General features: G+C 64.6%; 1 pseudogene. It reads left to right on the forward strand.

What is annotated here, in order from left to right:
• Positions 1-217: pseudogene (locus LUU93_RS21950) on the forward strand (MFS transporter); the annotation flags it as partial.
• Positions 218-280: the final 63 nt, after the last annotated feature.

The following is a 280-nucleotide window of genomic DNA, read 5'->3' on the forward strand; positions in this document are numbered from 1 at the left end:
GGTCTCCACACTGGCGCCGGCGCGACTGCTCGGGTTGACCGGTGGGGTGTTCAACTTCATCGGCAACCTGGCGGCCATCGCCACGCCGATCGTCATTGGCTTTCTCGCCAGCGGCGATTCGTTTGCCCCGGCCATCACCTATATCTCTGTCCTGGCACTGGCTGGCGCGCTGTCCTACATCCTGCTGGTCGGGAAGGTCGAGCGCATCGAGTTGTAGTCCGACGGGGCGGGCGACCATAATGCCGCCCGTTCCCCGCTCACTGTTGAAGGCCGGCTATGC

The organism is Flavobacterium soyae (genome assembly GCF_021245985.1).
GTDB lineage: Bacteria > Bacteroidota > Bacteroidia > Flavobacteriales > Flavobacteriaceae > Flavobacterium > Flavobacterium soyae.